The organism is Suilimivivens aceti (assembly GCF_025567405.1).
In the GTDB taxonomy this organism is placed as follows: domain Bacteria; phylum Bacillota; class Clostridia; order Lachnospirales; family Lachnospiraceae; genus Suilimivivens; species Suilimivivens aceti.
In genome coordinates, this window is record NZ_JAOQKJ010000008.1 from 156,949 (window position 1) to 174,585 (window position 17,637).

A 17,637-nucleotide genomic window follows, 5' to 3' on the forward strand; every position below is an offset into this window, starting at 1 on the left:
CTTCCTCCATAAACTATTTTATCTGTTTATAACGATTATTTTACTATACCTGTGTTGTTATTTTCTAACTTTATATAACTTGTAAAAAAATATATTTTCTGATTTGATTATATTGGTTTCAGGCACGGTTAAACTATACATATATTGCCTGAAGATATACATATTTTGCTTTTTTGATATCTGTCTGATGTTCCGGATCCTAAATATCTGGATACCTACAAAGCTTTTGCATATTACAGAAAAATTGATTATAATATAGTTATTCTCAAATAATAGAAAAAAGGATGGATTCTATGCGATATAATATTGATCTTAACGAAACAAATTATGTGCAGCCTGTCCGTGGATTTGTCGAAAGAAAAATGCAGGGCAAAAATACCGAACTGGTTGACTTTGTACCGGAATCCCATATACGAATCTGGTACAATGTACAGATGGAAGGATATCCGTCACATCATCATTCTGCAGTTGAAATAATCATCTGCATGCAGTCGGACTATGTTGTCATCGTCAACAATGAGCACTATACGCTACACCCTGGAGATATTCTGATCATTCCGCCACATGCCATTCATAAGCTTATCTGTACGGCTCCGGGTATACGTTTTATCTTTCAGGTCAATTTAGATCCCTATACATCATTTCAGGATTACAAGACCATGCAGCCGATATTTCTAAAAGCACATCTTATCTCGCCTGATACATCCCGCCATTACGAGCTTCTGTACAATAATTTTGCCAAAATGATCGAAATTTATTTCAAAAATGATATTTTCTGGGAAACAGATATTTTTTCACTGTTTTTCAAGAATATTTCCATTTGTGCCAAGGAATACTTTGGGTCAAAAAATACATCCAGTGCCTCAATTTCCACGGATGTACAAAAAGAACATTATGACAAATTTTCCAAGCTGCTCATTTATATTGATGAGCACTACGCAGATGACCTCAATTTGGAGGATACCGCAGCCATAATCGGATTCTCAAAATTCCATTTTTCAAGATTATTCAAGCAATATACGAACACCACTTTTTATGACTACCTGTGCAAAAAAAGAATTACCCGGGCGCAGGAAATGTTAGCTGAAAATATTCCGGTCACCTCCGTTGCTTATGAAACCGGTTTTAACACCCCTTCTGCTTTTTGCAGATGTTTCAAAAAGCACACCGGATATTCACCCTCTGAATTCCGGAGTAAAAGCGAGCAAACCAAAAAAGAAGCGGACTTTCATTAAAAGTCCACTTCTTTTTTGGTATAAATATCACCCTTTGACACCACCAAGTGCAACACCTGCAATAATATATTTGGATAAAAGCAGATATACAGCAATCAGGGGCAGTACTGTCAGGGAAAGACCTAAATATACAGAACCATATTCCGTCTTGTAAATATCTCCTCTTAACAGGCTGACCATGATCGGCATAGTATATTTTTTCTGATCCGTCAGAAGAACCAACGGTGTAAACAGACTGTTCCAGCTTGATACAAAGGAAAAAATAGCCTGTGTTGCAATTGCCGGTTTCATAATCGGCAGCACAATACGGTTAAAAATCATAAATTCCTTTGCACCATCAATACGCGCTGATTGTACAATTTCCATTGACAGTGTCGGCTGCAGATACTGTCTCATGAAAAAGACCATTGTAGGAGATGCGATTGCCGGTAATATCAGCATTGACAGATGATTTGTCATTCCAATCTTATATACCATCTGATAAAACCCAATTGTAGTAACCTGTGCCGGTATCATCATGACACACATGATAAAGCTGAAAAACGGCTGCCGAAGCTTCCAGTCATAAGCTACCAGTGCATAGGCGGTCAGTGATGAGAAATATACAGCCAGCGCAGTGGAGCCAATGGAAATAATTAATGAGTTTCTAAATCCCACTGCCGGATTAAAGCTCTTTCCCAAAAGGATTTTCAGATTATTTAGCATATATCCGGAAGGCAGAAATGAAATCGCATGCTGCTGAATTTCCGTTGTGGATCGTGTTGAATTAATAAACATAACATAAAACGGCATAATACTGATGATCGCCAAAAGAATACATACAACATAAATAACAACTTTCAGCTTCCGATTTTCCTTATTTTTCAGCATCTGCATCCACCCCCTTGCCTGTTCCGGCGTCTGCCTGCGCTTTTTCTATCCGGGCCAGTTCTTTTTGTCTACGTTTGAACTTCTTCTCCATCTGCCTGTTCTGTCTGCGCAGCTCTGCCTCCTCCTTATCATCCAGAATCATAAACAGAATACCGGACAGAATGGCAATGATAACGAGCATGATCATACTTGCCGCTGCTGCCCTGTTATACATATAGCTTCCACTGAATGCCTGATTATAAATAAACACATTGGTAGTCAATGTTGCATTATCCGGTCCGCCAAGTAAAAACAGCTTCGGGATATCAAACATATTCAGTCCGCCAATCAAACTTGTAACAAGTGTAAACAGCAGGATTGTCTTAATATTTGGAAGTGTGACATACAAAAAGGTCTGTGTACGGTTAGCCCCATCCACTTCTGCAGACTCAAAGATTTCAGGACTGATACCAAGTACTCCGGAAATCAGGGTAATCATAGTATACCCATACCACATCCATGTCTGGATAAAGATGACAATGCCTCTTGCTACCGTCTTATTAATAAGCAGATTAACCGGTTTATCAACGATTTTGAGTGACACCAGAATATCATTTACCGGTCCCATCGGATAACCAAATAAGGCATTAAATAAGATTGCAATAGTTGCTGCTGTAATAATGTTTGGCATGTAAAAAATAACTTTAAAAAATCCCTGGCCAACAATTTTGCTTCGCTTATCTGTAAACCATGCTGTCAGCAAAAGTGCCAGCAGGATCTGCGGGATAAAGTTTAATACCCACATCACCACGGTATTGGATAATGCCTGCTTAAACGATGGATTTGCCAAAACTGTTTTGAAATTCCGGAACGGATCATCTTTCAGGAAATGGAAGCTGGTCATACCAAGACCTTTTAAATCCGTAAATCCAATAATAACGGTATATACAATGGGATATAAAGTAAATAACAGGAATGCCACAGCAAAAGGGATACTAAAATAATATCCATATCTTGCATAGCTCAGCTTTTTGTTTTTCACTTTTCTCACCTTTCCTTCCTGCTCATTTTTGTTTTAATGGTATTATTTCTATACTGATATAAGAAAAGCAGGGCGAACAGGAAAGTGTCCGCCCTGCTTGTTTTTGCTGGTATATGCAGTTTAAAGAAATTACTGCATTAATTGCTTACTCAACAATTACATCCAGGTTATCAGCTACCTGCTGTTTGAAGTCAGCAATTGCCTGATCACGTGATTTCTCACCTGCTGTATACTGACGAACCTGGTCTCTCCAGTATGTGTTAATTGTTTCATCATACTGTGTCAGGTTTGTTCCTTTTGCATATGCATTTGCAGGAACAAATGCATCAAACATATTCTGTCCACCCAGGAAATCCAGTTCACCATTTGATTTGGACATTACTACACCGGATGCTACAGAGTCTTTTGTGCCGCCTTCTCCGTTCAGTGTACCATTAGCCCATTTATACTGAAGACTATCTTCAGATGTGTCCAGTGTGATCCATTTGATGATCTCACCTACCGCATCAGCTTTTTCTGTATTCTTATTAGCAAGTATCCAGGTACCACCCCAGAAGAAACCAATCGGAGGTGTGCAGACAGCCCAGTCACCATATGTACCTTCACCAACTTTTTCTCCGCCACAGTTGGGTGCTAATGTATAATTGATCAGCCATGCCGGTCCGAAGAAGCCAAAGATAGGCTGTTCGCCTTCTCCCTTCATATCAGCAAACCATGCATCCTGCCAGTCCTGTGTATCGTTGTGGTAGCCATTATCTTTTAATTCCTTGGAAAGATCCAGGAACTCTTCTCTCTTAGGATCAATATTTAATTTGCCGTCTACAATCCATCCCTGATCTGAACTGTTTTCCACTGCATGCCAGATATCTCCATCACCGGATACAATACCATACCCCTTAGCTTTCAGTTCTGCGGCTGCATCAAAGAATTTGTCCCATCCAGGACCAACCTTATCCTGGATAACAGCCGGATCATCCGTTCCCCATACATCCTTTGCGATAGAACGGCGGTAAATAAATGCACCACCTGTTGCCTGATATCCCAGACCAACAACCTTTCCATCAGGGTTTGTTCCGATGTCTACTGTGTACTGTGCAATATCTGCATCCTTAATGGCCTGATCCACATCAATGCCAAGATCTTCATAAGGAGCTGCATACTGTGCTGCATCACCCTGTGTATATTTTAATACGAATGCAGCTTCTGCACAGTAAATATCCGGAGCATCAGAGCCACCTGATGCAAGTGCCTGGTCAAGTGCTGGCTGATATGCACCATCTGTAGTAGCAATAATTGTTGTATTGATTTCATAGCCAAAATCCGGATGTGCTTCTATATACTTTTCAATCATGCCGGGAACCTCATCTGTAAATGCCCATACATTGATCACTTTATCCGCATCCGCATCACTCTTTTTTCCGGTGTCTTCTGCAGCTGCTGTGGCAGTGCTGTCGGATGAAGCACTATCGGTAGAATCTGCAGAACCAGTAGAAGCGTTAGATCCACAGCCAACCAAAAGACTTGAGATCATACAAGCACATAAAATACTAGCAATTAACTTTTTCATGTTCATACCTCTCCTTCTCTTTTACATAATTGATTTGTAACTATCTGTTCTTCCAAACTTCGGCCTCGTTGAAGATTAACATAATTTCATTATACAATTTCACTCTGCATATACTTTTCATTTTTTGCTTTTCATTTGTCAATTATTGCTAATATTCCATTTTTTTATTTTGTTCTTTTGTTAATCATGTATAATGACAATAACTTGTTATTGCCACATTTACCATATGCAGATCCGGCCTGCGCCTTTTTATATCAGCTTAATGTGCCCGCACGCCACATCCTGCATTTATCATGATTCATTTAGATGAAAGAAAGGACACGCTGTCATGAATAAATTTTTCTGCCCTGAAAATCCGGTAATACGCTTTTTATCCTGTTTTTGTGATCTGATGTTTACCAATGCCCTGTTTATTATCAGCAGTATTCCGATTGTGACCATCGGTGCCTCCATCACGGCAATGTACCATGTGATGTTTCAATTGCAGGATGGAACCGAATCCTACATATACAAAATGTTTTTTAAATCCTTTAAACGCAATTTCAGACAGTCTACCTGTATCTGGATTCCCTTTCTTCTGCTCACGGCTTTTTTTACCGGTGATCTTTACATAATATATCATGTAATTGATCCATCCTATTCCTGGATACAGTTTCCAGTCTGGTTTCTGCTGATCATGGTATTCTGCATCCAGGTATATGCATTCCCTCAAATTGCCAGATTTGATACCGGATTGCACCGTCTGCTCTGCAATTCTGCACTGTTAGCAGTAGGTAATTTCCCGACCACGGTTTTCTTTATCGTTGTTCCAATTGGCATCCTGCATTTTTCAGCCCAAAGCGGTAAACGGCTTGTAGTAACCGGCAGTCTTCTTTTATTTTTTGGTTTTGCAGCATTTGCCTATATTTATACCTTGTTTTTTAACCGTATTTTTGACCGTTGCATAACAAAAGGTGCAGACAATACCTAGTCTGCACCTTTTGGTGTATATGTTTCATAGAAATCCCTTATAAATCATGCGGAATATGGGACTTGAACCCATACGCCTCTCGGCACAAGAACCTAAATCTTGCATGTCTGCCAATTCCATCAATTCCGCCTAGAAATGCCTATTCAGTATACCATATCCAGGCATCTCTGTTCAATCCTTTTTTTCATAAGCTTATGATCTGAAAAGCACCTGCCGCCTTTTCCTGCGTTATCCTGCAAAAGACACAGCACAGTATGCCACATAAATGGCAAGCAGCAGGATGCCCTGGATCCTGGAGGATTTCTTCCTGATCAGGATCGGTATAAGGAGCACTGCCATGACGCAAAAGGCAAGCGGCATGTCTACCCGGATCGTGGACTGCTCTACGGGGATCCCCGCAATTGCTGCAGGAATTCCGATCACAAGAAGCATGTTCAGGATATTGGCTCCAATGATATTGCCAAGTCCCACATTTCCATATCCCTTTATGATAGAAACCACAGAAGTTACAAACTCCGGCAGGGATGTTCCAAGTGCGATGAAGGTAACAGCTATCACTCTCTCAGGAACACCAAGTGCCTCTGCGATCAGAATTCCATTGTCAACAAGAAGATTGGCTCCCACATACAGAAGCCCGGCACATACTACCAGGATCAGAAGCTGCTTCCAGACAACAACATTTTCTTCTGCTGCTCCTTCTTCTGCCCCCTCCCCTTCTGCTCCGGCTCTTCTGATATTCAGGTAAGCATATACTGCAAACAAAAGCAGCAGTACGATTCCGGCCGGTCTGTTGAACTGCTCTGTCAGATATGCGTAAATATTCATCGCAAGCAGCACGGCAAAGAAAAAGATACTCCGCCATCTGATCGAGGCTGCCCCGATCTTCTTTGATGGACGGATCGTCTGGGTAAGTCCTGCGATCAGTGATGTATTACAGATAATGGATCCAAAAGCATTTCCTGTTGCAATTGCTGCGGAGCCATCAAAGGCCGCTGTTGTAGACACCAGCACCTCCGGCAGCGTTGTTCCGATGCTCACGATGGTTGCCCCGACTACGATCTGAGGGATCCCCATCTTCTTTGCAATGGCAACTGCCGCATCCACCAGTCTGTCTCCGCCAAGGCAGATCAGTATAAGTCCTACAATAAATAAAATGATAGTCTTAATCATCTTCTTTTCCTTCCTTTGTAATATGTTCATCTCCAATATGATCGATAATATTCCTGTTGATCCTGAGCAGGAAGAATATGGTAAGCAGAAGTGATACCACCTCTGCGATGGGGAATGCCCACCATACAGCATTAATATTCCCTGTCCTCGACAGAAGATACGCTACCGGCAGCAGCACGATCAGCTGTCTTGCAATAGAAACGATCATGCTGTATACACCATTTCCAAGTGCCTGGAATACTGATCCAGTAACAATACAGAATCCTGCGAAAGCAAAGCTTAAGCTGATTGTACGAAGTGCTGGTACCCCAATAGCAAGCATAGTCTCTGAAGCATCAAACATCATAAAAAGCTGGCTTGGGAAAATCTGGAATACCACAATTCCCACGGCCATGATCGCTACGGCATACATAATACTGAGCTTCATGGTCTTTGTCAGCCTGTCCTTCTTACCGGCACCATAATTATAGGCTATGATCGGTACCATGCCATTGTTAAGTCCGAACACCGGCATGAAAATAAAGCTCTGTAGTTTAAAGTATACCCCAAATACCGCAGCAGCAGTAGAGGAAAATACCATCAGGATCCGATTCATTCCATAAGTCATGACCGATCCGATCGCCTGCATGATAATAGAAGGAATTCCTACCGCATAAATCGTTCCGATAATTTTGACATCGGGTTTAAATGCACGGAAATCCAGATGGATCTCCTTATTCTTCTTCTGATTAATGATAAAAGCCAGAACTGCAGCCACGATCTGTCCAATTACCGTAGCTACAGCTGCACCGGTTACGCCCATTGCAGGCAGTCCGAAATACCCGAAAATCAGGATCGGATCCAGAATGATATTAATGATCGCACCGGTTCCCTGGGTGAACATGGTAAATATTGTTTTCCCCGTTGACTGCAGCAGTCTTTCAAAAATAAACTGTGCATACATACCCAAAGAAAAGCAGCATACCACTGTCAGATATTCATATCCATAAGCAAAGATCTCCTGATCTGTCGTCTGTCCCGCATAAAAGGGTTTCACCACTGTCAGTCCTACAATAAGAAAAAGCAGATAGCTGAGTGCTGCAAGAAATACCCCATTCTCCGCTACCTTATTTGCTCTCTCTGTATTCTTCTCTCCAAGAGACTTGGAAAGAAGCGCATTAACACCAACACCGGTTCCTGTTCCTACTGCGATCATCAGCGACTGGATCGGGAATGCCAGTGACACTGCTGTCAGCGCGTTTTCATTGATCCTTGATACAAAAATACTGTCTACTACATTATAAAGAGCCTGTACCAGCATAGATATCATCATCGGCAGGGACATCTCGATCAGCAGCCTGTTGACCGGCATGACACCCATTTTATTTTCTTCTGATTTCAAATTTTCTTCCATAACCTCGTTCCTTTCTGTCAATGTATACTATTATATATAGTGATCCTCCGATTTCGCAATACCTCTCTCCAAAATTTCTGCAAAAAAATGAAAGAAATTTGTTGACAGACCTTTATCTATCGAATATAATATATCTTGCGTTGTGTGAGGCGCAAGGGTAAGACCAGCGGGGTGTGGCTCAGCTTGGCTAGAGCACCTGGTTTGGGACCAGGGGGTCGCAGGTTCGAATCCTGTCACCCCGATTTCACAACGTAACTCTGTTCTGCGGGTGTAGTTCAATGGTAGAACACCAGCCTTCCAAGCTGGATACGTGGGTTCGATTCCCATCACCCGCTTATGTGTTGATTTTCACACATATGTGTTCGTAGCTCAGCTGGATAGAGCAACGGCCTTCTAAGCCGTGGGTCGGGGGTTCGAATCCCTTCGAGCACGTTTGAGATTTTATCTCAGTGATTTTATGGTGGGTATGGCGCAGTTGGCTAGCGCGCCAGATTGTGGCTCTGGAGGCCGAGGGTTCGAGTCCCTCTATCCACCCTATCCCGGGGTTGTCCCAGGGGACAAGCTTGGTGGACATTGGGCTATCGCCAAGCGGTAAGGCACAGGACTTTGACTCCTGCATTCGCTGGTTCGAATCCAGCTAGCCCAGCTTTTATTTTATATATGGGCTACTAGCTCAGGTGGTAGAGCACTTGACTTTTAATCAAGTTGTCCCGGGTTCGAGTCCCGGGTGGCTCATTAAAAAGGATCCAATGGATCCTTTTTATTTTTATTCTCTTCTCAGCTCTGCTTCTTTGTCTCCCTTGGCTTCCTGATCCGTGTCCGTCACCTATCATTCATCCAGATAACAGATCGTAAAATGTGCCTCTCCTTTATGGTCAAGTTCCATAATAATATAAGAAGGTTTTTTGCCCTCCTGTCTTGGATAAGTAAGACTTCCCGGATTAACCGCTATAATATCTTTATCAATGTCCACAATGGGTCTGTGAGAATGTCCGAACATGACGATATCCACGCCCCGTTCTCTCGCTTCCCTCTTGATATTCTCATCTCCCATAGACACATAGTAGGTATGTCCGTGGGTCAGCCATATCTTGTATTTCCCGATCTGGAATTCCTTTTCCCGTGGAAGATCAGAAAAGAAGTCATTGTTTCCCATGACCATCTGCACAGGACATCCTGCACTGCTGGCGATCAGATATTCACTGCCCTCCACGTCCCCACAGTGGATCAGCATATCGATCGGGCCTGTTTTTTCCAGTACTTTCAAAAAATTTTCATTGTGGCGGTGAGTATCACTAACGATCAGTATCTTCATCCCAGTTTCTTCTCCAGTTCCTTTTCCAGTTCTTCTCTCATTGCCCTGAGTGCTTTTCCTCTGTGGCTGATCCTGTTCTTATCTTCATCCGACAGCTCTGCCGTATATTTTCCGATCTCCGGCACATAAAAGATAGGATCAAATCCAAATCCATTCAATCCCTTTTCCTCATAGCCGATCCTTCCCTCAATCGTTCCTCTTGTTGACAGTTCCCTGCCATCTGGCAGCACTGCCGCTATGGCACATACGAATCTTGCAGATCTCTTTTCATCCGGAACGCCCTCAAGCCTCTGTACCAGGTTGGCATTCTTAACCCGGTAGGAAGTGTCCTTGCCAAGATATCTGGCTGAATAAATGCCTGGCTCCCCATTCAGATAATCGATCACAAGCCCGGAATCATCTGCAAGCACGATTGCTTCTTTCGCAGCCCCTGCCACAGCCCTTGCCTTGATCATGGCATTTTCTTCAAAGGTTGTCCCATCCTCTATAATATCTATATCGATCCCTGCCTCTTTCATGGACAAAATCTGTACCTTTTCTCCCAAAAAGGTAAGTCCATCCAGAATCTCGCGGATCTCCTTCATCTTTCCTTCATTCCCTGTTGCAAAAATAATCTTGTACATAGCTGTCACCTGTTTTTCTCCTGCATTTCATAGACCGTCATGATACTCTGATAAATACCATCTGCGATCCTTCTAATATAATCTTCTCTTGAGAGGAGTCTGGCCTCCTGTGCATTACTCAGATAACCAACCTGGATTGTTGCTGCCGGTATTGTCAGCTGATACAATACACTATTCGGATCCGGCTCCTCCAGCAAACCCTGTGCTTTTCCGCTGACCGACACAGTCACTTCTCTTTCCAGCGTATCTGCAAGCTCTATATTTCCAAATCCCGGGATAAAATATGTACCATTATAAAGTGCCCTTATCCCATACTCCTCAGAAGCTTCCCCGCACGCCGTTTCAATGCGTATGTACATATCTGCCTTCGCGCCATTTCCAAGGATGATCCTGTCTGATTCATCCTCATAGATATTGTCCATCCTGGTATAGTATACCTTAATGTCCTCTCCATCAAGCTTCTCCTTCAGAGCTCTGGCTACAGCGAGAACGACATTCTTTTCCTTCAGTCCATTTCTGACTGCTCCTTCTTCCCTTCCTCCATACGCAGGATCTATCACCACGATCCTGTCATAAACCTCTCTGGGCGTCAGAAAACTGATATACAGATTTTCATTTTCCAAAATGGTACGACATTCACAAATCCCTGTCAACTGTAAATTAAGAACGATCCCGCCCTGTACCAGATCAAAGCTTCCCGCATTGATCATCTGATGATTTCCAGAAAGAACATTTTCCCTGTAAAAATCCTCGTTTCCACCTGGTACATAGATCCAAAGCTCCTGATCCATATAATGGTTCTCTATCGTGATGTCCGATGCTTTGCATCCTTCCGGCAACGGTATCCGGAGATAACTGCTGTCAGCTTCCCCAGGCTGGAAAGCAAGAGCATGGGATTCATTCCCGGTAGCGATTGTTTCACCTGCTACTTCGTCCTGTGCAACCCCTTCTATGGTCACTACTTTATGTACAGACAGATAAATAATGGTTCCCATGGTGATCACAAAAAAGCAGATACAGCATATGGTTGTTTTTTTCATCAGTTCCTGCCGCATGCCGTTTTCCCTCATCCTTTATGCAGAGCTGGTTTGGGTCCTGGAAACTGATAAAAATATGTCTTCATCATACCATTGTAGATCTTACGGTTCTTTGCTGCCTTCAGTCCAAGCGCTTCCTCAGCCTGCTCATAAGCTGTGATCAGATACAGTGACCAGCAATCCAGTGCCTTAAAGCGCTCTCCGATCGTCCGGTAAAGAGACGGCAGCTTTTCCTTTTCCTCCAGTCTTTCTCCATAAGGAGGATTCGTAATGATAAAACCATATTTTTTATTATGGCTTAGCTGGTCAACTCCTCTTCTCTGAAAATGGATCAGATGATCCACTCCTGCAAGACGGGCATTTTCCCTGGAGATCTCTACCATTTTATCATCTATGTCATACCCCTGGATATCTGTCTTAATATCTGTAATGATCCCATCTCCGGCCTCTTCCCTGGCATATTTCCATTCTTCTTCCGGAATCAGATGTGTCCATCCCATTGCCGTAAAATCCCGTTTCAAGCCGGGTGCAATATTAGCTGCCATCATAGCGGCCTCTATCGGAAAGGTCCCGCTTCCACAGAAAGGATCAACCAGGATACGATCCCCTTTCCAGGGCGTCAGCATGATCAGGGATGCCGCCAGATTCTCCGCAATAGGTGCTTTGGCCGTAAGCTTCCGATACCCTCTCTTATGCAGAGAATCCCCTGTCGTATCAAGTGCTACTGTAACCTGATCCTTTAGCAGGAATACCCGGAACGGAAAAGCTGCACCATTCTCTTCAAACCATTCGGTATGATAAACCTCTTTCAGCTTCTCCACCATTGCTTTCTTCATAACAGACTGTATATCAGAGGGACTGAACAGCCTGCTTTTCACACTGGCTGCCTTGGTCACCCAGAACCTGCCATCTGCAGGAATAAATTCATCCAGTGGAAGTGCTTTGGTTCCCTGGAACAGTTCTTCATAGGTTGTCGCCATGAAGCTGCCTACCTTAAGCAGGATCCTTTCCGCACTGCGAAGGAAGATATTCGCCCTGCAAATGGCTTCTGCATCCCCTGTAAAAGTCACCCTGCCATCTTCAACCAGCGTAACGTCATATCCTATATCTATGATCTCTCTTTTCAGAACAGCCTCCAGACCAAAGTGACAGGGTGCAATCAATTCGTACGTTTTCATTTTAAATACCGCCATTTTTCATTATAATAAGGAGTATACCACATATGAAAAAGCTTGAATATACTGAATTATAAGAAATTTTTGTATCTTTTTCCCCATATCTGTCTTGCCATCTTACTGAAAAAGGGGCTGTGCACCTTTCATGCACAGCCCCTTTCCAGCAGACACTTTAATATTCGCTGCGGTTTTTGCTGTTATCAGAACAGTTAGAGCTGTTCTTCTGGCTGTTCTTGGAAGAATTCTGGGAATTATTCTCAGAGTTCTTATTCTGGGAATTCCTGTTCTGCGAATTCTTATCCTGACTATGGTTATACTCATTCTTTGACATTTACGATTACCTCCTGTCTGATTGGTTACAGGAGTAGTATTTTCCGCTTTCTGCCTTTTTATACATTAAATTTTTTAAAAAATCCTTCCATGGAAAACCATGGAAGGATTTTAAAATGTTACAGGTTAAAGAGGACAGATAGCTGTTAACCCTTAACAGCACCTGCAACCATTCCCTTGATGATCTGCTTACTGAATACAAAGTACAGCACAACGATCGGGGACATGGTGATCAGCATAGCTGCCATCTGCTTCGGATAGTCGGATGCGAACTGACCCTTGAACTGTGTCAGTGCAAGCGGTACTGTCTGCAGATGTACATTCTTCATAAGTACTAATGCAAATGAGAATTCATTCCAGCAGCCAAATACCTGGATGATAGCTACTGTTACAAGGATCGGCTTACAAATCGGAAGAATAATGTGCCACAGTGTATAGGAAAATCCACTGCCATCAATGGCTGCAGCTTCTTCCAGTGAAATCGGAATACTCTTTACATAGCCTTCCACAAGGAAGATACCCATGGGAAGTGCAAAGGAAACATATGGTAACAGCAGTGTATACCACTGATCGGAAATCCCACACTTCTTGAATACTACATAAATAGGTACAAGCAGTGAGTGGATCGGAATCAGCATACCCATCAGAAACATTACATACAGAGGACGGTTCAGCTTGAAACGGACTCTTGCAAGAATGTATCCAACGACAAAGCTGAAGGCTACGATCAGCACAATGGAAATTGCTGTGGTACGTACACTGTTCATCATGGACTCACCAAGATGATAATCTGAGTTACCTAAGATTCTGATATAATTGACCAGTGTCGGGTTCTTCGGAAGCCCGACGATATCTGCATTAAATACTCTCTTCTCCTTCAGGGATGAATATATCATCCAGACGATAGGGAAGATACAGGTAAGGGAAAATACAATACAGATAAAGTTCAGCACTACTGTAAGAATACCCTTACGGATCGGATGCGGTTTCGCTACTGCCTGAGTATGTGTTGACATTTTTACGCCTCCTTTTCACGTGTGAGTAATTTAACAAGTGCCTGTGATCCACCGATAACCAGCATAGCCAGAACAAAGATTCCTACGGAAATACAGCTTCCGTATCCCATATTACTCTGGTTGAAGGATATCTGGTAACCATACATTGCCATAACCATAGATGCGGTACCGGGACCACCCTTGGTCATAACGAAAATATTATCGAATGCCTTCATATTACCTGCTACGCAAAGGGTAATACATACAAGCATAGTATTCTTAATCAGGGGAAGCGTGATATAAAGTGCTCTCTGTACACCGTTCGCTCCATCGATCTCAGCACTTTCAAAGATTTCCGTATCAATAGAGGAAATCGCTGAAAGGATAATTACCATGTAATATCCGATATACTGCCAGATCAGAGGAATGGAAACCAGAAGCATTACCAGCTTCGGCTCATTCAGCCATACCTTACAAAGATCATCACGGCCGATAAGTCTTAAAAACCAGTTGATGATACCATACTGGTTGTGATAGATCATATTCCAGATCAAGCCCAGACATACTGCAGAAATCGTGCTGGGGAAGAATCCGAAGGTTCTGTGGATTCCCTTCAGTTTAACAACCTTGGAATTCACGATCATAACCATAATAAATGCAATACCGATCTGACCTATGATACAGGCAATAACAAGGTAAATGTTATGGCCGAACGACTGCCAGAATGTTGCATCATGAAATAATTGTACATAATTATCAATTCCGATAAAAGTCTTCTTGGGGCCACCCTTCCATTCGAAAAAGCTGTAAACGAATGCGGTTACCAAAGGAACAAATACAGTGAATACAAAAAAGACAACCGGAACTATCAGATAGAGAAACACGGTTCGTGCTTTAGGTTTTATGGAATTTAACATGCTATGTAACGCCCTCTCTTTCCTTTAAAAAACCGCTCTGCCTGCACAAGGTAGGCAGAACGGTTAAGAGTTATCTCTTTATTACTGCGTAGGAGCTGTGCCCCTGCCAGTCATCCTATCTTAGTAGTTTGCTTCGTATGCAGCCTGTGCATTTGCAGCAACATCTTCAGGTGTCATATCACCATTCATCATTGTCTGAAGGTCTGTATTTAATACATCCCAAACAGCACTTGAAATATAGGAGTCATAGATTTCACATGTCTCTGTATCAACATAAGACCAGTTGTAGAAATCCTGTGTGATCTGATCGAAGTTACTCAGGTCAACGTCAGCAACCTTTGTAAGTCCGCCCAGAGCATAGTTTGTAGCTACATAGTTAGCGAATGCAGGACCTGTTACATACTCAGCGAGGTCGATAGCTGCTGCTAACTTCTCAGGATCATCAGCAACCTTAGGATTGATTGCTACAGCATATCCAAGACCAATGTTCTGTGAGTTAGGAGCATATGTTGCATCTGCAGGCTGAGGAAGAACTGCAAATCCGATGTTGTTGTACTTCTCTTCATTGCTTGCCAGTAATGTAGCTGCGATATAGGACTCATCCCAGTTACCACCGATGAATGCAGCAGCATCACCAGAGATATAGTACTCACGAGCATCCTCGTTTGTTACAGCGTTGAAGTCTTCATTGAAGATCTTTGTGTCATGGAACAGTCTCTGTGTCTCAGTAAGAGCTGCTACGAATGTGTCATCTGTGAAAGCAGAACCACTCTTAGCGATCAGACCCATGAACCAGTCGGGACCTGTGTATCTGTTACCAAGTGTTGACAGGAAGTCTGAGTTAGCCTGCCACTTACCACCGTTACCAAATGCAACAGTTGTGATGCCCTTCTCGTTGAAGTACTCAGAAGCCTTCTCAACATCCTCCCATGTTGTAGGGAATGCATCAAAGCCAGCTTCCTTCCACATTGCCTTATCATAGATAACTACTGTACATGTACCACCTGTAAGAACAGGGTAACCATACATCTTACCGTCAACTGTGAAAGGTGCGAAGTAAGAAGTATTGTAATCAGCGTAGTAAGGTGAAGACTTGATATCCTCTGTTAAATCATAAACCAGACCCTGATCAGCCCAAGCGATTGTGTTCATACCCTGAAGTAAGAATACATCCGGAAGGTCATCTGCTGCAGCCAGTGTAGCGATCTGTGTCTTGTACTCAGCGTTAGCAAGTACGTTCTGTGTTAATGTGATGTCAGGATGAGCCTCGTCCCACTCAGCAAGAACGGTACGGAAACCATCAGAACCACCATTACCTTCAGATTCCTCTGATGTTGAATAGTGCATGATCTCAAGCTCGCCAGCATATGTGATTTCGTCGCCAGCTGCTGCTGTCTCATCTGTTGCTTCTTCTGTTGTTTCTTCTGCTGCAGGAGCTTCTTCTGTAGTAGCTTCTGTTGTTTCGGTTGTCTCTGTTGTCTCAGTAGTATCTGCGCTGGAACCGCATCCAACTAATAAGCTGGAGATCATAGCTACTGAAAGCAGAGCGCTAAGTAATTTCTTTTTCATTACTTAAATCCTCCCTTTGAATTGTGTGAAATTGTTTCTTTGCATTTATATATACGGAAGTGTTACCTTCCGAAAATGCCTTATCTCTTTCCGACTGATCTTCCCTCAAGCACCTTTCCCTCCACAACTACCTGCTCAATAATCGTGCTCTTTGGTCTTTCGATCAGGCTGATCAGCTTCTCTGCTGCACATCTGCCAAGTCTCGCAGTATCCTGCTTAACCGTTGTCAACTGCGGCTCGATATGCATTCCTGCCCGGATGCCATCGTACCCTGCAACAGATACATCCTCCGGTATTTTAAGTCCTCTTTCCATAATCGCATTCATACCGCCGAATGCTGAAAAATCATCCGGATAGCAGATGCAGGTTGGTGGTGTTCTCAGATCAAGCAGCTTTTCTGTCATGATCCTCGCTGCTGCCGCATCTCTGTAAGGAGCTTCCAGTACATATTCATCCGGCACATAAAGTCCAAGCTCTTCTGCCGTATGGTAAAAGCTGGAAAGCCTGTTCCGTGTTACGGAAGAATCCACACCGTGGATATAGGCGATTTTCCTGTGTCCCTGTTTATATATATAGGTAAGAAGATCTCTCATTCCTTTCACATTGTCGGACACAATCGATATTCTATTGTTGAAAACATGGTCTACAGTTATTACCGGTATTTCACTTCTGACAAGCTCTTCCACTTCTGGATCGTAGAAGTTCACACATACAACCGCAACTCCATCAAAGCCTCTGTATCTGCTATGCTCCAAATACGACATCCTGCGATCCTTGCTCCTGCTGACATTGATAAAGGTGATATCATATCCCTTTCTCTCTGCTGTGCTCTTAAAGCTGTCAAGCACAAAAGCGAAATAGTCGTGTGTCAGTCCGCTGTGATTATCATCCGAAAACAAAACTCCAATATTATATGTACGGTTTGTTTTCAGTGCCTTGGCTGCTGAGTTTGGTAAATACCCCATCTCCTTGGCAACCTGCTTGATATGTTGCTTCGTTTCACTACCGATGTCATTATGATCATTCAGTGCTTTGCTCACAGTTGCTATCGATACACCGCAAGCCGCTGAAATATCCTTCATCGATACCATTGCTGCAACTCCTAAAACCTTCGTAAAACACTTAATCGTTTTCGTGCTTTTATAATATAACATCTTTTATAGTTTTGCAACACTTATTTTAAATTTTTTTAGGCAATTTTTATACTTCTCCCAATTTTACGCCTTTTTCGGTTCCATATTTACTCTTTCTACCTATATAATGCAGCTTTTTGCAGGTAAGCAATATCATTTTATGAGATACCATGCTACGAATTGCACAATTTTGTAGTTGCATTATACCATTGTTTTATGTATAATTTGGTTCATAGAGACTACTTAATCGTTTTCGAATCCCATTTTTGAAGCGTTAAGTAATATTTCACAAATCATATCCACTCAATACATACTAC

Annotated in this window: 16 protein-coding genes and 7 tRNA genes; 8 read left to right on the plus strand and 15 right to left on the minus strand. The window is 42.7% G+C overall.

Features of this window, described 5'->3' with window-relative positions; translation table 11 throughout:
- Nucleotides 1-434 precede the first annotated feature (434 nt).
- Nucleotides 435-1,235 carry a helix-turn-helix domain-containing protein gene (locus OCV77_RS11100; protein WP_262575147.1) on the plus strand — a complete coding sequence of 267 codons (801 nt, stop codon included), beginning with the start codon at nucleotides 435-437 and terminating at the stop codon, nucleotides 1,233-1,235.
- A gap of 27 nt (nucleotides 1,236-1,262) precedes the next feature.
- Here OCV77_RS11100 and OCV77_RS11105 read toward each other — a convergent pair whose 3' ends face one another.
- The 3 genes from OCV77_RS11105 to OCV77_RS11115 form a co-directional block, all read right to left on the minus strand.
- Entirely contained in the window at nucleotides 1,263-2,105 is an 843-nt protein-coding gene (locus tag OCV77_RS11105; protein ID WP_262575148.1) for a carbohydrate ABC transporter permease, read from the minus strand.
- On the minus strand, nucleotides 2,092-3,135 hold the full coding sequence (locus OCV77_RS11110; protein ID WP_262575149.1) for a carbohydrate ABC transporter permease: 1,044 nt from the start codon (nucleotides 3,133-3,135) through the stop codon (nucleotides 2,092-2,094). Before OCV77_RS11110 ends, OCV77_RS11105 begins: the two co-directional genes overlap by 14 nt.
- 136 nt (nucleotides 3,136-3,271) lie before the next feature.
- The gene (locus tag OCV77_RS11115) at nucleotides 3,272-4,693 is read right to left on the minus strand and encodes an ABC transporter substrate-binding protein (protein WP_262575150.1); all 1,422 of its coding nucleotides are present in this window, start codon (nucleotides 4,691-4,693) and stop codon (nucleotides 3,272-3,274) included.
- Between the two features lie 328 nt (nucleotides 4,694-5,021).
- Between OCV77_RS11115 and OCV77_RS11120 the strand changes: the two genes are divergently transcribed.
- Entirely contained in the window at nucleotides 5,022-5,663 is a 642-nt protein-coding gene (locus OCV77_RS11120; protein ID WP_118798880.1) for a YesL family protein, read from the plus strand.
- A 47-nt stretch (nucleotides 5,664-5,710) separates the two neighbouring features.
- Here the strand turns inward: OCV77_RS11120 and OCV77_RS11125 are convergent.
- The 3 genes from OCV77_RS11125 to OCV77_RS11135 all read right to left on the minus strand — a co-directional run bounded on the left by OCV77_RS11125 (nucleotide 5,711) and on the right by OCV77_RS11135 (nucleotide 8,226).
- Nucleotides 5,711-5,792: transfer RNA gene (locus OCV77_RS11125), tRNA-Leu, on the minus strand.
- Nucleotides 5,793-5,891: 99 nt separating this feature from the next.
- Nucleotides 5,892-6,833 carry a calcium/sodium antiporter gene (locus OCV77_RS11130; RefSeq protein ID WP_262575151.1) on the minus strand — a complete coding sequence of 314 codons (942 nt, stop codon included), beginning with the start codon at nucleotides 6,831-6,833 and terminating at the stop codon, nucleotides 5,892-5,894.
- Entirely contained in the window at nucleotides 6,826-8,226 is a 1,401-nt protein-coding gene (locus OCV77_RS11135) for an MATE family efflux transporter (protein WP_262575152.1), read from the minus strand. Before OCV77_RS11135 ends, OCV77_RS11130 begins: the two co-directional genes overlap by 8 nt.
- Nucleotides 8,227-8,393: 167 nt before the next feature.
- Between OCV77_RS11135 and OCV77_RS11140 the strand changes: the two genes are divergently transcribed.
- From OCV77_RS11140 to OCV77_RS11165, 6 genes are all read left to right on the plus strand, one after another.
- Nucleotides 8,394-8,468 (plus strand) — tRNA-Pro (locus tag OCV77_RS11140).
- A 22-nt stretch (nucleotides 8,469-8,490) separates the two neighbouring features.
- Nucleotides 8,491-8,561, plus strand: a tRNA-Gly gene (locus OCV77_RS11145).
- A gap of 23 nt (nucleotides 8,562-8,584) precedes the next feature.
- Nucleotides 8,585-8,658 (plus strand) — tRNA-Arg (locus tag OCV77_RS11150).
- Nucleotides 8,659-8,686: 28 nt separating this feature from the next.
- A tRNA-His gene (locus OCV77_RS11155) sits at nucleotides 8,687-8,760 on the plus strand.
- 40 nt (nucleotides 8,761-8,800) lie between these two features.
- Nucleotides 8,801-8,872, plus strand: a tRNA-Gln gene (locus tag OCV77_RS11160).
- Between the two features lie 16 nt (nucleotides 8,873-8,888).
- Nucleotides 8,889-8,961 (plus strand) — tRNA-Lys (locus OCV77_RS11165).
- Nucleotides 8,962-9,055: 94 nt separating this feature from the next.
- Here OCV77_RS11165 and OCV77_RS11170 read toward each other — a convergent pair.
- From OCV77_RS11170 to OCV77_RS11210, 9 genes are all read right to left on the minus strand, one after another.
- Nucleotides 9,056-9,541 (minus strand): metallophosphoesterase family protein, encoded by a 486-nt coding sequence (locus OCV77_RS11170; protein ID WP_262575153.1) that lies wholly within the window; start codon nucleotides 9,539-9,541, stop codon nucleotides 9,056-9,058.
- A complete protein-coding gene (gene rdgB, locus OCV77_RS11175; RefSeq protein ID WP_118798936.1) occupies nucleotides 9,538-10,164 on the minus strand; it encodes an RdgB/HAM1 family non-canonical purine NTP pyrophosphatase in 627 nt (208 codons plus the stop codon). The genes OCV77_RS11170 and rdgB overlap by 4 nt, the downstream gene beginning before the upstream one ends.
- Before the next feature lie 5 nt (nucleotides 10,165-10,169).
- A complete protein-coding gene (locus OCV77_RS11180) occupies nucleotides 10,170-11,219 on the minus strand; it encodes an N-acetylmuramoyl-L-alanine amidase family protein (RefSeq protein ID WP_262575154.1) in 1,050 nt (349 codons plus the stop codon).
- 11 nt (nucleotides 11,220-11,230) lie between these two features.
- A complete protein-coding gene (locus OCV77_RS11185; protein ID WP_262575156.1) occupies nucleotides 11,231-12,379 on the minus strand; it encodes a THUMP domain-containing class I SAM-dependent RNA methyltransferase in 1,149 nt (382 codons plus the stop codon).
- Nucleotides 12,380-12,548: 169 nt separating this feature from the next.
- Nucleotides 12,549-12,707 carry a hypothetical protein gene (locus OCV77_RS11190; RefSeq protein ID WP_262575157.1) on the minus strand — a complete coding sequence of 53 codons (159 nt, stop codon included), beginning with the start codon at nucleotides 12,705-12,707 and terminating at the stop codon, nucleotides 12,549-12,551.
- A 145-nt stretch (nucleotides 12,708-12,852) separates the two neighbouring features.
- Nucleotides 12,853-13,722, minus strand: a complete 870-nt coding sequence (locus OCV77_RS11195; RefSeq protein ID WP_262575159.1) for a carbohydrate ABC transporter permease — start codon at nucleotides 13,720-13,722, stop codon at nucleotides 12,853-12,855.
- Nucleotides 13,723-13,724: 2 nt separating this feature from the next.
- Nucleotides 13,725-14,618, minus strand: a complete 894-nt coding sequence (locus OCV77_RS11200) for a carbohydrate ABC transporter permease (protein ID WP_118798873.1) — start codon at nucleotides 14,616-14,618, stop codon at nucleotides 13,725-13,727.
- Nucleotides 14,619-14,738: 120 nt separating this feature from the next.
- Nucleotides 14,739-16,187, minus strand: coding sequence for a type 2 periplasmic-binding domain-containing protein (locus tag OCV77_RS11205; protein ID WP_262575160.1), 1,449 nt, complete (start codon nucleotides 16,185-16,187; stop codon nucleotides 14,739-14,741).
- Nucleotides 16,188-16,267: 80 nt separating this feature from the next.
- Nucleotides 16,268-17,278: a LacI family DNA-binding transcriptional regulator gene (locus OCV77_RS11210; protein WP_262575162.1), complete on the minus strand. Its 1,011-nt coding sequence runs from the start codon at nucleotides 17,276-17,278 to the stop codon at nucleotides 16,268-16,270.
- Nucleotides 17,279-17,637 lie beyond the last annotated feature (359 nt).

Bases quoted from the DNA above. Each gene is read 5' to 3' on its own strand.
- OCV77_RS11100 (WP_262575147.1), top strand. From the start codon at position 435: ATGGAAGGATATCCGTCACATCATCATTCTGCAGTTGAAATAATCATC.
- OCV77_RS11105 (WP_262575148.1), bottom strand. From the start codon at position 2,105: ATGCTGAAAAATAAGGAAAATCGGAAGCTGAAAGTTGTTATTTATGTT.
- OCV77_RS11115 (WP_262575150.1), bottom strand. From the start codon at position 4,693: ATGAAAAAGTTAATTGCTAGTATTTTATGTGCTTGTATGATCTCAAGT.
- OCV77_RS11120 (WP_118798880.1), top strand. From the start codon at position 5,022: ATGAATAAATTTTTCTGCCCTGAAAATCCGGTAATACGCTTTTTATCC.
- OCV77_RS11130 (WP_262575151.1), bottom strand. From the start codon at position 6,833: ATGATTAAGACTATCATTTTATTTATTGTAGGACTTATACTGATCTGC.
- OCV77_RS11135 (WP_262575152.1), bottom strand. From the start codon at position 8,226: ATGGAAGAAAATTTGAAATCAGAAGAAAATAAAATGGGTGTCATGCCG.
- OCV77_RS11170 (WP_262575153.1), bottom strand. From the start codon at position 9,541: ATGAAGATACTGATCGTTAGTGATACTCACCGCCACAATGAAAATTTT.
- rdgB (WP_118798936.1), bottom strand. From the start codon at position 10,164: ATGTACAAGATTATTTTTGCAACAGGGAATGAAGGAAAGATGAAGGAG.
- OCV77_RS11180 (WP_262575154.1), bottom strand. From the start codon at position 11,219: ATGCGGCAGGAACTGATGAAAAAAACAACCATATGCTGTATCTGCTTT.
- OCV77_RS11185 (WP_262575156.1), bottom strand. From the start codon at position 12,379: ATGAAAACGTACGAATTGATTGCACCCTGTCACTTTGGTCTGGAGGCT.
- OCV77_RS11190 (WP_262575157.1), bottom strand. From the start codon at position 12,707: ATGTCAAAGAATGAGTATAACCATAGTCAGGATAAGAATTCGCAGAAC.
- OCV77_RS11195 (WP_262575159.1), bottom strand. From the start codon at position 13,722: ATGTCAACACATACTCAGGCAGTAGCGAAACCGCATCCGATCCGTAAG.
- OCV77_RS11200 (WP_118798873.1), bottom strand. From the start codon at position 14,618: ATGTTAAATTCCATAAAACCTAAAGCACGAACCGTGTTTCTCTATCTG.
- OCV77_RS11205 (WP_262575160.1), bottom strand. From the start codon at position 16,187: ATGAAAAAGAAATTACTTAGCGCTCTGCTTTCAGTAGCTATGATCTCC.
- OCV77_RS11210 (WP_262575162.1), bottom strand. From the start codon at position 17,278: ATGGTATCGATGAAGGATATTTCAGCGGCTTGCGGTGTATCGATAGCA.